The organism is Thermodesulfobacteriota bacterium, from assembly GCA_025062045.1.
Classification (GTDB): Bacteria; Desulfobacterota; Syntrophorhabdia; order Syntrophorhabdales; family JANXAF01; genus JANXAF01.
The window spans coordinates 1-14,106 of record JANXAF010000017.1; the positions used below are offsets into that span (position 1 = coordinate 1).

Annotated in this window: 16 protein-coding genes; 15 read left to right on the top strand and 1 reads right to left on the bottom strand. The window is 42.5% G+C overall.

Annotation, left to right across the window (positions count from 1 at the left end; translation table 11 throughout):
• The 15 genes from NZ583_08705 to trpA all read left to right on the top strand — a co-directional run.
• Window positions 1–429, top strand: a 429-nt coding sequence (locus tag NZ583_08705) for a 3-deoxy-7-phosphoheptulonate synthase (GenBank protein MCS7281672.1), incomplete at its 5' end; no start/stop codon positions are given.
• Entirely contained in the window at window positions 416–1,453 is a 1,038-nt protein-coding gene (aroB, locus tag NZ583_08710) for a 3-dehydroquinate synthase (GenBank protein MCS7281673.1), read from the top strand. The genes NZ583_08705 and aroB, both read left to right, overlap by 14 nt.
• Window positions 1,416–2,060 (top strand): type I 3-dehydroquinate dehydratase, encoded by a 645-nt coding sequence (locus NZ583_08715; protein MCS7281674.1) that lies wholly within the window; start codon window positions 1,416–1,418, stop codon window positions 2,058–2,060. The genes aroB and NZ583_08715 overlap by 38 nt, the downstream gene beginning before the upstream one ends.
• 1 nt (window position 2,061) lies before the next feature.
• Window positions 2,062–3,351 carry a hypothetical protein gene (locus NZ583_08720; GenBank protein ID MCS7281675.1) on the top strand — a complete coding sequence of 430 codons (1,290 nt, stop codon included), beginning with the start codon at window positions 2,062–2,064 and terminating at the stop codon, window positions 3,349–3,351.
• On the top strand, window positions 3,332–4,588 hold the full coding sequence (gene aroA / locus NZ583_08725) for a 3-phosphoshikimate 1-carboxyvinyltransferase (protein ID MCS7281676.1): 1,257 nt from the start codon (window positions 3,332–3,334) through the stop codon (window positions 4,586–4,588). Before NZ583_08720 ends, aroA begins: the two co-directional genes overlap by 20 nt.
• The gene (locus NZ583_08730) at window positions 4,585–5,586 is read left to right on the top strand and encodes a chorismate synthase (GenBank protein MCS7281677.1); all 1,002 of its coding nucleotides are present in this window, start codon (window positions 4,585–4,587) and stop codon (window positions 5,584–5,586) included. Before aroA ends, NZ583_08730 begins: the two co-directional genes overlap by 4 nt.
• Window positions 5,573–6,643: a prephenate dehydratase gene (gene pheA / locus NZ583_08735; protein ID MCS7281678.1), complete on the top strand. Its 1,071-nt coding sequence runs from the start codon at window positions 5,573–5,575 to the stop codon at window positions 6,641–6,643. The genes NZ583_08730 and pheA overlap by 14 nt, the downstream gene beginning before the upstream one ends.
• Entirely contained in the window at window positions 6,640–7,413 is a 774-nt protein-coding gene (locus NZ583_08740; protein ID MCS7281679.1) for a prephenate dehydrogenase/arogenate dehydrogenase family protein, read from the top strand. The genes pheA and NZ583_08740 overlap by 4 nt, the downstream gene beginning before the upstream one ends.
• A complete protein-coding gene (gene trpE, locus NZ583_08745) occupies window positions 7,410–8,855 on the top strand; it encodes an anthranilate synthase component I (protein ID MCS7281680.1) in 1,446 nt (481 codons plus the stop codon). The genes NZ583_08740 and trpE overlap by 4 nt, the downstream gene beginning before the upstream one ends.
• Complete coding sequence (locus tag NZ583_08750; GenBank protein ID MCS7281681.1) at window positions 8,852–9,433, top strand: aminodeoxychorismate/anthranilate synthase component II; 582 nt, start codon at window positions 8,852–8,854, stop codon at window positions 9,431–9,433. The genes trpE and NZ583_08750 overlap by 4 nt, the downstream gene beginning before the upstream one ends.
• Entirely contained in the window at window positions 9,430–10,449 is a 1,020-nt protein-coding gene (gene trpD / locus NZ583_08755; GenBank protein MCS7281682.1) for an anthranilate phosphoribosyltransferase, read from the top strand. Before NZ583_08750 ends, trpD begins: the two co-directional genes overlap by 4 nt.
• The gene (locus NZ583_08760; GenBank protein MCS7281683.1) at window positions 10,440–11,231 is read left to right on the top strand and encodes an indole-3-glycerol phosphate synthase TrpC; all 792 of its coding nucleotides are present in this window, start codon (window positions 10,440–10,442) and stop codon (window positions 11,229–11,231) included. Before trpD ends, NZ583_08760 begins: the two co-directional genes overlap by 10 nt.
• Complete coding sequence (locus NZ583_08765; protein ID MCS7281684.1) at window positions 11,218–11,802, top strand: phosphoribosylanthranilate isomerase; 585 nt, start codon at window positions 11,218–11,220, stop codon at window positions 11,800–11,802. Before NZ583_08760 ends, NZ583_08765 begins: the two co-directional genes overlap by 14 nt.
• Window positions 11,795–12,973, top strand: coding sequence for a tryptophan synthase subunit beta (trpB, locus tag NZ583_08770; protein ID MCS7281685.1), 1,179 nt, complete (start codon window positions 11,795–11,797; stop codon window positions 12,971–12,973). Before NZ583_08765 ends, trpB begins: the two co-directional genes overlap by 8 nt.
• The gene (gene trpA, locus NZ583_08775) at window positions 12,963–13,760 is read left to right on the top strand and encodes a tryptophan synthase subunit alpha (GenBank protein ID MCS7281686.1); all 798 of its coding nucleotides are present in this window, start codon (window positions 12,963–12,965) and stop codon (window positions 13,758–13,760) included. Before trpB ends, trpA begins: the two co-directional genes overlap by 11 nt.
• Window positions 13,761–13,797: 37 nt before the next feature.
• Here trpA and NZ583_08780 read toward each other — a convergent pair.
• Window positions 13,798–14,106 (bottom strand): phosphohydrolase (locus tag NZ583_08780; GenBank protein ID MCS7281687.1); only part of this gene is annotated, 309 nt, incomplete at its 5' end.

Here is a 14,106-nt window from a genome sequence, read left to right on the forward strand (position 1 = left end):
AAAGCAAAAAAGCCCGTTCTTCTAAAAAGAGGTATGCATTCAACGATTGAAGAGTGGTTAAGTTGTGCAGAATATATCCTCGCTGAGGGAAACTACGACGTTATTTTGTGTGAAAGGGGAATAAGAACCTTCGAAAGGGCAACAAGGAACACCCTTGATGTAAGTGCGGTATCCGTTCTTAGAGAGATCACCGATCTTCCCGTGATTGTAGACCCTTCGCACGCTGCAGGACGGGCGTCTTTGGTACCTTCCCTCAGTTTGGCAGCTTTAGCAGCCGGTGCGGACGGCCTTATGATTGAGGTTCACATAAATCCGGATACGGCCCTTTCCGACAAGGAACAGTCCCTAAGACCGGAGGAGTTCGAAAGTCTAATGAGGAAAATAAACAAGCTTAGAGAGACGGTAAGAACCCTCTATGAAAGAGATTGATTTGAAAGGGTGCAAAGTATTTTTTGGGGATTACAGTTTTTTACTGGAGAACCTTCTTTGTGGAAAAAAGACAGTTTATCTCTTCGATGAAAGAGTCTGGGAAATCTATGGAAAGTCCATAGATCCAAGAATTGTGATAAGGATAGAGGCAAAAGAACGGAACAAAAACCTAAAGACAGTCCAAAACATATACAAAAAACTCTTAGAGCTTGAAGCTGACAGGTACACGTACCTTGTTGGCGTAGGCGGCGGAGTAACCTTAGACATAACAGGTTTTGTTGGATCTACATTCATGAGGGGTATGCCATTCGGCTTTTTACCCACAAGTTTACTTGCCCAGGTCGATGCCGCTTTCGGAGGCAAAAATGGAGTCAATTTTTGTGGAATAAAAAATCTGGTAGGGACAATCACTCAACCCTCCTTTGTTATAATCGATCCCGGTTTCTTAAAAACCCTTCCTTCTTGTGAATGGGAGAACGGCTTTGCCGAGGTGATAAAGTACGGCATAATTGCAAGTAAGGATCTTTTCGAAACCTTAGAGAGCCTACCAGTCTCCAGGCTCAAAGATAGTGACTTAATAACGAAGATAATCTACGAGTCCCTTTTGATTAAGGCGTCGATTGTGGCAAAAGATAGAACGGATTTCGGTGAAAGGCGAAAGTTAAACTTCGGTCACACGTTTGGACACGCAATAGAAATGGCCTGTCAACTAAGCCACGGACGCGCGATCTCAGTTGGTATGATGGCGGAAATAGAGTTCTCTAGAGAACTTGGACTTTTAAGTAAAAGCGACATATCGAGAATAGAAAATCTTCTTGGCAAGTTCGGATTGCCAACTGACTATGAGCCATTCTTTTCCAAGGCACTAAAGAAGATAAAGGCGGATAAAAAGAAAGAAGGTGACTCAATAAGTATCGTTCTCATAGAAGGGATAGGCAGATCAAGGATAGAAAAAGTGAAAATTGAAGCTATTGGAGAGGTCATAAATGGTTTGCGTAAGCATTGGCTGTGTGTCCGTGGATGAATGTCTCAAAATTTTGAAAAACGTCGAATTTGCCGAAATAAGGATCGACAGAATGGGTATAGGCATCGAAGAGGTAAGAAAAATATTTTCATCCCACACAAACCTAATAGCCACATGCAGAGATCCTTCGATTCCTCATGAAAAAAGGAAGGAGCTACTGATTGAGGCGTTAGAATCTGGTGCTTCGTACGTGGATGTAGACATTTTTACTCCGACTCAATCTCTCTTGAGAATCCAGAAGAAAGCCAAAGAAAAGGGTTCGAAAGTTATCGTCTCTTACCATGACTTCGAAAAGACGGGATCTTTTTCTGAACTCAAAGGGATCCTAGAGATGTGCCTATCTTTTGGCGATTACGGCAAGATCTCATGCATGGTGAGAAAAGATGAAGATAATCTAAACCTTCTTAGACTCCTTAAAGTTCCGGAATTCAAGAATCGCACAATAGTCACAGGCATGGGAGAGAAAGGTAAGTTGACTAGAGTCCTTTCCCTTCTACTTGGAAGTCCTTTTACCTTTGCATCCTATGAGGAAGGTAAAGAGACGGCGGAAGGTCAAATTGAAAGGACTGTCATAAAGGGAATAATGGAGCTTTTTTTTGAGAAGTGACATGCGGTTGTATGGAGTCATAGGTAGGCCTATCTTGCACAGTAAAAGCCCGAAAATCTTTAGATTCATATTCAGGAATTGGGGCATAAACGGAAACTATGTTGCATTTATAGTCGATTCAGTAGAAGAAGCCATAAGTTTTGGAAAAAAGATAGGCTTTTCGGGGCTAAACGTGACGAGTCCATACAAGGAGGAGATCCTAAGGCACGTCGATCTTATGGATGACAGGGTAAAAAAGTTAAGAGCTGCAAATACAATAATTTTTTCCGGTGAGACAACATTTGCATTTAATACCGATGTGGACGGAATAAGGGAGGCCTTTTCGAAAAATGGAGTGGAATTAAAAGGAAAGAAGGTTGCCATCATTGGAGCTGGTGGCTCAGCAAAAGCTGTCGCTTTTTTTGTGTCTTCCCACACATCGTTTTTCATCTTCAACAGAAGCGACAAAAACGCAAAAAACATAATTACTATCTTTGGAGGTTCCTACATCTGCCCACAAGACAAGGAAAGACTGAAAGAGATGGACGTATTGATCTTTTGTTTGCCCGCCTATCTGGATTTCGAATTTGGGGATTTCATACGAGAAGGTCAGGTATTTTTCGACGCAAATTACGTAAGAACCAAAGAAAGGAAAAAAGTTTTGGAAGAAAGGGGAATAAAGTACATAGGTGGCGAGGATTGGTTTTTATTCCAGGCGATTTACTCTGCAAGGCACTTTCTAGGTATTGAGATCCCTTATGAGGCTCTAAAGGACGTCCTCTATGGGTCGGAAAAGAAGAGCAAAATCATATGTCTTATAGGCTTTATGGGCTCAGGTAAGACAGAAGTGGGAAGATCCCTCGCAGAGAAGCTAGGTTTTGAATTTTTGGATACTGATGAGGTGATAGAGGCCAAAGAGAGAATAACCATCGATCGAATATTCAAAGAGAAGGGTGAAGGCTATTTCAGGGAGATTGAGGAGAAGATTATCACAGAACTTTTAAATACCAAAAAAGAGGCTGTCATATCGCTTGGAGGTGGTTCAATTTTGAGTGCAAAAGTAAGGGAGGCTTTAAAAGAAAAGGCAGTTACCGTATGGCTTTGGGCAGAGAAAGAAACGATCCTTAATCGTACATTTGGATCTAAAAGCCGGCCCTTACTCAAATACGAAAGGATAGACGAGCTTCTAAAGGAGAGAATGCCATTTTACAAAGAGACTGCAGATATTATCGTGTCAACGGAAAATAGGGTCGTTGACGAAATAGCAAATAGATTAAAAGAGGAGATCGACTATGGATTCCATTGTGATTAAAAAGGCATCGATTAGTGGAGAGGTCATAGCCCCTCCATCGAAGAGTATGACGATAAGGGCAGTCGCTGCGAGTTTACTCGCCAAAGGAAGATCAACAGTCATCAATCCGTCCCTTTGTGATGATGGGATCGCATCAATTTCTATTATGGAAAAGCTAGGTGGTACTTTCAAGTTGGAGGACGGAAGAATCTTGGTGGAAGGAACAAGAGGTCTCGAAAAGAATATAAAGGAACGGGTCTTCAACTGCCAAGAGAGCGGGCTCTGTGCCCGTATGTTTATCCCTATCTGTGCTTTGAGGGATGAAGAGTTAATCTTGGATGGAGAAGGGAGCTTAAAGGAAAGACCGATTGGAAGATTAGAGGATCTTAAAGAATTCAATATCAATTGCGTAAGTAAAAACGGATATTTGCCCGTAAAAGTTAGGGGCAGGGCGAAAGGTAAAGTAGCAACGGTAGACGGAAGTCTAACTTCCCAGATCATCTCCGGACTTCTTTTTTGCTTACCGCTTACAGAGAATGACTCAGTCCTAAGGATAAAAGAGGGGAAAAGCAAGCCTTACATCCGCATGACGCTAGATATACTGAGGAAAGCGAAAGTCAAATTTGAGGCCGATGACGATCTATCCACCATCTATATTCCAGGCGGTCAGAGCTTCGATCCTATAAATTACACGGTCGAGAAAGACTGGTCATCCGCATCCTTTTTTTTAGTTGGCGCTGCCATCTCTGGAAGTATCTTTGTGAGAGATTTAGCATTCGACTCAGAACAGGCGGATAAAAGAATCATCGACGTTCTAAAAATGTGCGGTGCAAAAGTGGAGATTACGCCTTACGGCGTAATGGTTCAAAAGGATAGAATTAGACAATTCCAGTTCGACACTTCCGACTGTCCTGATCTTTTCCCTCCTCTTTGTGTTCTTGCCGCCTGTGCTGAGGGGAAAAGCACAATCTATGGCACCCATAGGCAGCTCCATAAGGAGAGTAATAGGCTTTCAAGCATGTGTACAGGATTTGAAAAGCTAGGGATCAAGTTCGAGGTTACGGAAAATAAGATAACGATAGAGGGCAAAAAAAAGATAAAGGGAGGAACGATAGATCCAAAAAGAGACCACAGAATTGCCATGGCCTTTGCAATACTGGGACTTAGAAGCTCAGAAGGAATTGAGATTCTAAATCCGGGATGCACGAAAAAGTCTTATCCGGGGTTTTTCGATGAACTTTCGAGGTTAACTAGATGAACACGTTCGGAAAACTCTTCAGGATAACGATAATCGGCAAATCCCACGGAGAGATAGTTGGAGTGGTGATAGATGGATGTCCAAGCGGATTGCCGCTTAGTTTGGAAGACTTTAAAGAAGATTTAAAAAGAAGGATGCCAGATCTTAAAGGGGTGACCCAAAGGAAGGAGGAAGACGTTCCACTCATTAAGTCTGGACTTTACAGAGGAAGGACCGATGGCTCACCTTTAGTTATCCTTTTCGAAAATAAAGATGTGAGCTCAAAAAGCTATGAAGATCTCGAACATCTTCCAAGACCTGGACATGCGGACTTTGTAGCCTACAAAAAGTACGGAGGGTTTAACGATCCTAGGGGAGGTGGACAGTTCTCTGGAAGACTCACCGTGGCCATCTGTGCAGCCGGTGTTGTTGCGAAGAAGCTCATAAAGCCGACAACGGTCCATGCGGAACTCATCGAGGTAGGAGGAAGAAAAGATTTTATTGCGGCAATAGAAGAGGCAGAGAGTGTAGGAGATACGTTAGGTGGTATCGTAGAATGCACGATAAAGAACGTTCCACCGGGTCTTGGCGAACCATTCTTTGATAGTTTCGAGTCTCTAATAAGCCACATGGTTTTTTCGATTCCCGGGGTAAAAGGTATCGAGTTCGGCTGCGGGTTCGATTCATCTCGTATGAAAGGATCGGAATATAACGATGAGATAATATCCATTGATGGAAAGACGAAAACAAACCACTCAGGTGGTATCCAAGGCGGAATAACAAACGGAAATGATGTGATTTTGAGGGTAGTTGTAAGGCCGACCCCGAGTATAAGGAAGAAACAGTGGACCTTAGACTTAAGAACAGGCCAAAGAACCGAAATAGAAATTAAAGGAAGGCATGACACTTGTTTTGCCATAAGGATCCCTGTCATTTTGGAGGCCGCATGTAGCATAGTGCTTGCAGATCTTATGCTCATGGAACAGAAAATACGGAGGGTGTGGCATGAAAGAGGATGAGATTAGGACGCTAAGAAAAAAGATTGACGGGATCGATAAAAAGATCATAGAGCTTCTAGACGAAAGGTTTAAGATCGTTCTAAAGATCGGAAGACTCAAAGAGCGCATATTCGACCCCCAAAGAGAAGAAGAGATCCTCAACAATCTAAGGAGACATCCAAGCTACCTTATCGATGCGAACTTTATAGAGAAACTTTTCGGATTGATCCTAAAGCGAAGTAAGGATGTTCAAGAAGAGGGATTAAGACTTATAGGATTCCAAGGAGAACACGGTGCGTATAGCGAAATTGCCGCTATGAAGTTTGATCGTAGCCTTGTTCCTATTCCCTGCATGGAATTTGAAGAAATTTTTGAGGAGACTGAAAAAGGGATACTCGACTTTGGTATTGTTCCAATTGAAAACTCTCTCGAGGGAGGAATTTCTAAAGTTTTGGATCTTCTTTTGACCACTAAGTTGTACATAGTAGGAGAAGTGAATCTTCCTATTCACCATTGCCTTCTTGCCCTGCCGGACGATGATTACAGGGATCTTAAAGTAGTTTACTCCCATCCCCAAGCTCTCAACCAGTGCAGAGATTTTATAAATAGACACAAACTTGAACCGAGGCCTTATTACGATACAGCTGGGGCTGCGAGGATGTTGTCGGAAAACAGACTAAAAGGTGCGTGTGTCATTGCAAGCAAGCTTTGCGCGAGCATTTATAATTTGGAAATCATAAAGGAAAATGTGGAGGATCATCCGGATAATGTCACAAGGTTCGTTGTGCTCTCAAGTAAGAGAACGAATGACGGGGATAAGTGTTCCGTAATATTTAGCGCTAAACACGAAGTAGGTGCGCTCTTTCGGATTTTAAAAATATTTTCCGAGTATAGTATAAACCTCACCAAGATAGAATCGAGGCCCAAAAGGGGTGACCCGGGACACTATCTTTTCTACACTGATTTTTACGGATCCGAAAAGGAGGAAAGGGTGAGAAGAGCGATAGAGGATTTAAAAAAAGAAACGGACTTTTTCAAGTTCTTAGGTTGCTACACGTCTAGAGGAGATAAAGAATGAGGATATACGTCTTAGGGTTAGGCAACATGGGATATTGGTTTGCGCAAAGATTAAGTAAGGAACATGAGGTTTATGGATTCGATAAGGATAAAAATAGAGTCGAGACAGTAAAGAACGAAATAGCTATTTTGCCACCAGAAGATCTCAAAAGCTTCAGGCCGGAACTTGTTCTTAATGCTGTGTCTTTAAAGGAGACGATAAGAGCCTTCGAGGAGATAGAGCCGCACATAGCAAGAGACACCATTCTTTCAGATATAGCGTCCATAAAGGGTGATATTCCGGAGTACTACACAAAAAAAAGAGCACGGTATCTCTCAATGCATCCAATGTTTGGCCCGACCTTTGCCAATTTGGAGAGACTAAGGGGAGAGAATGTCATTTTCATATCCGGTTCGGACAAAGAAGGAATGAGGGTTTTTAAAAGATTTTTCAGAAAATTTAGGATCAAATTTTTCGAACTGACATTCGACGAGCATGACAGAATGATGGCTTATTCTTTAAGTGTGCCCTTCGTCTCCTCCCTTGTATTTGCGTCCTGTGTAGAAAAAAAAGTCGTTCCAGGGACAACCTTCCAAAAGCATTTAACCATTGCGAAAGGCCTTTTATCAGAGGATGATCATCTACTCGCGGAGATTCTTTTTAACCCTTACTCACTTTTTGAACTGGACAAGATCACGGGCAAACTAGAATATTTGAAACATATCATAAAGCAAAGAGACTACGAGGAACTTTCAGCACTACTCTCTAGACTCAGGAGGAACTTGAGTTGAACTATTCTGAATTCCTAAAAATTGTAAGCGAAAGAGGTCCGCTAAAACTGAATTCAATAATTAAAGAGGTTCTTGGGGACCTGGATACCCCTCTTTCTTACTACCTCAAAATGAAATCTGTCTACGAGAACGGCCCCTCTTTTCTATTCGAGAGCGCGGAAAAGAAAGAAGAATCAGGTAGATACTCGATTATCGGTTTCGATCCTTACCTCATATTCAAGGCTTTGGGGCAAAAAGTCCTTCTCTCTGGTTTAATAGAGGGCGAGCTCTCCGTTGAAAATCCCTTTGAGATTTTAAAGTTTTTGGTCAAGAATCTGAAAATAACTGACGAAAACGAACGTAAAGTACAAGCGGCCGGGGCCTTTGGATACGTTTCATACGATTCAGTCCGGTTCTTTGAAAGGATTCCAGATACAAAGCCAAAAACGATAGGGTGTTACGACATGTACTTTGTTTTTCCGTCTAAGATTGCGATTTTCGACAACTATAGAGGAAAAATAGACCTCATCTCAGTAAGCCCAGAGGAAGGTGAAGAAGGGGTACGGGAGCTAAAACTCATTTTGCGGTTTTCCATTCCAACCCCGAAAAGGAAGGATCTTCGTGTGGATAGAATAGAAGCAAAAGTTACGGAAGAGAAATTTAAGAACATGGCAGAAGCCGCAAAAAAATACATAGTAAACGGAGATGTTATTCAGGTCGTTTTGTCGCAAAGATTAAAGGTGCTTATCGATGCCGAAAGTACAGACATCTACCGAGCCTTAAGACTTATAAATCCTTCCCCGTACATGTTCCTCCTTGATTTTCCGGAATACAGTCTTATCGGTTCTTCCCCAGAAACAATGGTGAGAATGAAAAATAGCGTGATACAGCTAAATCCCATTGCCGGCACAAGACCTAGGGGGAAAACCAAAGAAGAGGATCGAAGACTAGAAAAAGACTTACTTTCAGACGAAAAAGAATTGGCAGAACACGTGATGCTTGTTGATCTCGCAAGAAATGACGTGGGAAGGGTATCCAAAATCGGTAGCGTGGTCGTAGAGCGGTTTTTGGATGTGGAGAGGTATTCACACGTCATGCACATAGTTTCTTCGGTCAGAGGAGTATTAAGGGAAACTCTAGATGCCTTTGACGTTTTTGCTTCTTGTTTTCCTGCAGGAACGGTAGTTGGTGCTCCTAAAATAAGAGCCATGGAGATCATAGAAGAGTTGGAGGAGGAAAAGAGAGAATTTTACGCCGGAGCAACAGGCTATTTTCTTTTTAGCGGCGATATGGACTTTTGCATCACTATAAGGAGCTTGCTTATGAGGAAAAATGAGCTCTTCATGCAGGCTGGTGCAGGTATTGTTTTCGATTCGATTCCGGAAAAAGAGTACTGTGAGACACTGAATAAATTAGAGGCCCTGACAGAAACTTTACGAAGTATCGGGGATATCCTCAAATGATTCTCCTCATAGATAACTATGATTCCTTCACCTATAACCTCTTTCAGTACCTGGGGGAAATGACATCGGAAATTCTGGTTATGAGAAACGATCGATTCAAACTCGACGAGATAGAAAAGATGAGACCTTCCGCAATAGTTATCTCACCCGGACCGAAAAGACCAGAAGATGCGGGATTGACAGTGGAAGTGATAAAGAGGTTCGGGAATAAAACCCCAATTCTTGGTGTATGCTTGGGCCATCAGTGTATCGGATACGCCTTCGGGGCACGAATTGTGCGAGCAAAAAGGATTTTACATGGAAAGACGTCCTTTATCTATCATGACGAAAAAACAATATTTAAAGGCTTAAAAAACCCGTTTCGTGCTGTAAGGTATCATTCGCTCGTAATAGATGAAAGCTCCATCGATGATTCGGTTTTAGAAGTTACGGCTAAGTCCGAAGACGGGGAGGTAATGGGGATAAGGCACAGAGAATGCTTCATAGAAGGTGTCCAGTTTCATCCAGAATCTATCCTTACAGAGAGCGGCAAAAAGATATTGGAGAATTTTTTAGAGATCGCGGGGGTAAAAGTATGATCAAAGACGCCATAAAGAAACTCGCCGATCGAATAGATCTGTCTTTCGAGGAGGTAAAGGAGGTCATAAGTGAGATCGTTGAGGGCAAGGCAAAAGAATCTCAAATAGCTGCATTCTTAACTGCACTCCGGATTAAAGGGGAAAGACCTGAAGAAGTTCTAGCAGCACTAAGTGTGGTAAGAGAGAAAGCAAAAAGGGTCTCCGTCCCTTATAAACCCTTACTTGATATCGTTGGTACGGGAGGGGATGGGCAAAAAACCTTTAATATATCCACCGTGTCAGCCTTCGTTTTAGCCGGAGGAGGAGTAAAAGTTGCGAAACATGGAAATAGAGCTTTATCGAGCCTTTGTGGAAGCGCAGATCTTATCGAGTCTTTAGGGGCGAGACTAAACCAAGATGAGTCCGAAATACAAAGATTAATAGAGGTGACCGGATTTGCCTTTATTTTTGCACCTTTTTTCCATCCCGCACTAAAGCAAGTCCAAAAGGTAAGACAAGATATAGGAATCAGGACCATATTCAATATCGTGGGGCCCCTTGCGAATCCATTATCGCCAGATTATATGCTTCTCGGTGTGGCAAAACCTGAGATGGCTTATGTCTACGTTGAAGTATTAACGAAGACTGACGTTCAAAAAGCGGCAGTTTACTATAGCTTAGACGGTCTAGATGAGATAAGTGTGGCTCAAGAAACAACGGTCTTCGAAATAGACAAAGAAAGGGTGAAAAGGTACTCACTTTCCCCAGAGGAGTTTGGAATAAAAAGAGCAAAAAAGGAAGATCTCTTGGGTGGTGATCCGCAAAAGAACGCTTTTATTGCAAAAAGGATCTTAAGCGGAAAGGAAAGGGGTCCAAAAAGGGATGTGGTTCTTTTAAACAGCGGATACGGGTTTTACCTTGTGGGAAAGACAAAAAGCATAGGAGAAGGGATCGAGTATGCAAAGGAGGTAATAGATTCGGGTTTGGCGCTAAAGGTCTTAGAGAGCTACGTAGAGGAAAGCAAAAAATGTTTTTAAAGAAGATCCTGGAGGAAAAGCGCCCCATTCTTGAAAAAAAGAAAAGGCTTTTTCCCGAAAAGGAGATGGAGAATAGGCTATCTCAACTCGAAAAAAGGCCATTTTTGGAGGTTTTTTCTTCAAGATTCCCAGCTGAGATTAAGATAATCGCGGAGTTTAAAAGAGCGTCTCCGACAGCTGGAACGCTCAACGAAAATACGATATTCGAAGAACAGATAAAAGCATACGAGAAAGGTGGAGCAGATTCGCTTTCAATTGTGACGGAAGAGAAATACTTTAAAGGGGATCCTTCTTTATTGAGGCTTGCAAAAAAGCTGACCCATCTTCCTGTACTTAGGAAGGACTTCTTGGTCGATCCTTATGAGATAGTAGAAAGTAAGTATTACGGGGCTGACTGTGTACTTCTTATCGCAGAGGCACTAACAAATGCGGACTTAAAGAATTTTTTAAAAATCTGTGGATCGTATGAGGTTGATGTGCTTCTGGAAGTCCACACAAAAGACGCATTAACTGAAGTCCTTAACCTATTTGAGGGCAATTTTTTACTCGGTATAAACTCGAGAAACCTCTCTTCTTTAAGTGTGGATCTAGATAACGCCCTAAATCTTTTAAAAAGAGTCCCAAGTTCTATTCCCGTTATCATGGAAAGTGGCATAAAAAAGAGGGAGGACATAGAAAGATTTGTAGAATACGGAGTTTCCGGTTTTCTTGTTGGAACATTGCTTATGAGATCTAACGATCCGGAAGGCGAGATACGAAGGCTCAAATATGGTGAAAGTTAAGATTTGTGGAATAACCAATTTGGAAGATGCCCTTTTGGCGTGTAAGCTTGGAGCAGACGCAATCGGATTCGTATTCTACAAAAAGAGCAAAAGGTACATCGAACCTAGCTCGGCAAAAAAGATAATAGATAGGTTACCTCCCTTCGTCACAACCGTCGGAGTGTTCGTAGAAGAGGATGAAAAAGAGATCCTCACAATCATGAGAGAGATCAACCTAGACCGGGTGCAGATCTACAGAGATCTTAAGCTTGATAAAAGGATTGCCATAAGGGTGATTAGGATAAGAGACGAAAATGATATCTCTCATATCGAAAGTACACCCTATTTTCCTCTTCTTGATAGCTATACTGAAGCGTATGGAGGAGAAGGGGTAAGATTCGACTGGAGTATGCTAAAAGGGGTAAAAAGAGAGTTTATTTTGGCCGGAGGAATAAACCTCGATAACATAGATTTAGCGTTGGAACTTAAACCGTATGGAATAGACATATCTTCGGGGGTTGAAGAGAGACCTGGAAAGAAAAGCGCAAAAAAGATGGAAGAGTTGATAAGAAGGATAAGGTGTTATGGGTAAGAAAGGGTACTACGGGAATTTTGGAGGAAGGTTTGTACCAGAGACGCTAATGCCTGCCCTCTACGAACTAGAAGAAGTCCTAAAAGCTGCAAAAAAAGATACATCCTTCAAAAGAGAACTCCACTCTTACCAAAGAGAATACATTGGAAGGCCAACCCCGCTTTATTACGCGAGAAATGCCTCAGAAAAACTGGGGTTTAAACTCTATCTTAAAAGGGAAGATCTCTGCCACACGGGAGCACACAAGATTCTAAACGCCCTAGGCCAAGCTTTACTAGCAAAGAGAATGAATAAAAAAAGGATAATCGCCGAGACAGGGGCAGGACAACACGGAGTGGCGTGTGCAACGGCCGCCTCTCTTTTGGCGTTGGATTGTGTGATCTATATGGGGGAGGATGATGTAAAAAGACAGAGAATTAACGTTATGCGAATGGAGATGCTCGGTGCGAAAGTCCAACCTGTGAAGAGCGGAACGAGAACACTTAAAGACGCGATAAATGAGGCTTTAAGGGACTGGGTTACAAATGTGAGGACAACCCACTACGTTCTGGGAACAGTTTTCGGTCCGTATCCGTATCCAGAGCTGGTCAAGTACTTTGTCTCCGCAATAGGAAGGGAGGCAAAAAGACAGATCCTGAAAAGAGAGGGAAGACTCCCGGATGTTGTTGTTGCATGTGTTGGAGGAGGAAGTAACGCTATGGGCATATTCCTTCCCTTTCTCAAAATGAAGGATGTCATGCTGATTGGGGTTGAAGCAGGAGGAGAGGGGATAAGCACAAATAAACACGCGGCGAGATTCCAGAAAGGAAGAATAGGTATATTTCAAGGTAGCAAAAGCTACGTTCTTCAGGACGAATGGGGACAGATTTTAGACACTTATTCCATTGCACCAGGACTCGATTATGCAAGCGTTGGACCTGAACATAGTTTCCTTTTCGAATCAGGAAGGGTTCAATACACTTACGCTGAAGATGAAGAAGTCATCGAGGCTTATCTTTTCCTTTCAAGGGAGGAGGGGATTCTTCCTGCCCTTGAGAGTAGTCACGCCCTTGCTTTTTTGATGAAAAATCGAAAAGAGTTCAAAGACAAGATAGTCCTTGTCAATCTTTCTGGAAGGGGAGACAAGGATTTAACAACCGTTTTAAATAGGTTAAAAAAGGATGGCGCTTAAAGAAGTTTTCGATACTCTAAAAAGAGAGGGCAAAAAGGCTCTAATTCCTTACATCACTGGAGGTGATCCGACTAAGGAAAAGACTATCGAGATCATGGATTTTTTCGCAAAAGAGGGCGCAGACATAATTGAGCTTGGTGTTCCGTTCTCTGACCCTATGGCAGACGGACCTGTCATTCAGAGGGCCATGGAGAGGGCGATAAAGAGTAAAACGACGCTATTTGACATCCTAGAGATAGTAAGGAAATTTAAAAAGCAGGCTAAAATTCCAGTCGTTCTTATGGGTTATATGAACCCTTTTTTCTCTTACGGGTTCGAAAGACTCATATATGAAGCGAAAGAATCAGGAGTCGATGGCATTTTGTGCGTTGATCTACCTTACGAAGAAGCATACCCTTTTTGGATGTGCGCAAAACGAGGCGGGCTCGATTTTGTATGTCTCGTCTCACCCCTTACAAATAGGAGTAGGATTGCGCGTATAAAAAGATATGCCTCTGGGTTCATATATTTTGTCTCTGTCACTGGAGTGACAGGAGAAAGGGAAAGTTTACCCGAGGACGTAAAAGGGATGCTAATCGATACGAAGAACCTTACAAAACTACCAGTTGTATTAGGATTTGGAATATCAAAGGCGGAGACGATCGAAGAGTTTTTCGATTTTACAGATGGATTTGTGATAGGAAGTGCACTCGTAAGGAGACTGGAAGAGGTCTCCTTCGACGTGGAATCAAAAGGGTTTAAAGATTTTTTTTACGCACTCGAAAGGGCTTGCCACAAAAAAAGGTGAGCTAATTCGTAAGCTTCTAATCCCCATAAGCTGAGCATCAAGATTCTTCTTTAAGTTTGGAGATCTTTTGCAGGATAAGATCAATACTACTTTCGGCTATCCTTACGATCCGACCATCGATTGCTCCTTCATGAACGAGATTCCGCAGAATCTCGAACATCTCCTTAGGAGAAAAGCCCTTTCTGTAAGGCCTGTCCTCGAGTAGGGCAGTAACAAGATCTGCCACAGCCACTATCCTTGAACCGAGAGTGAGATCCTTCGCCGTAAGATGGAAAGGATATCCGGAGCCGTCAAGTCTCTCGTGATGAAAGGAAGCCCATTGGTTAACCGTTTGCATCTCTGGCAC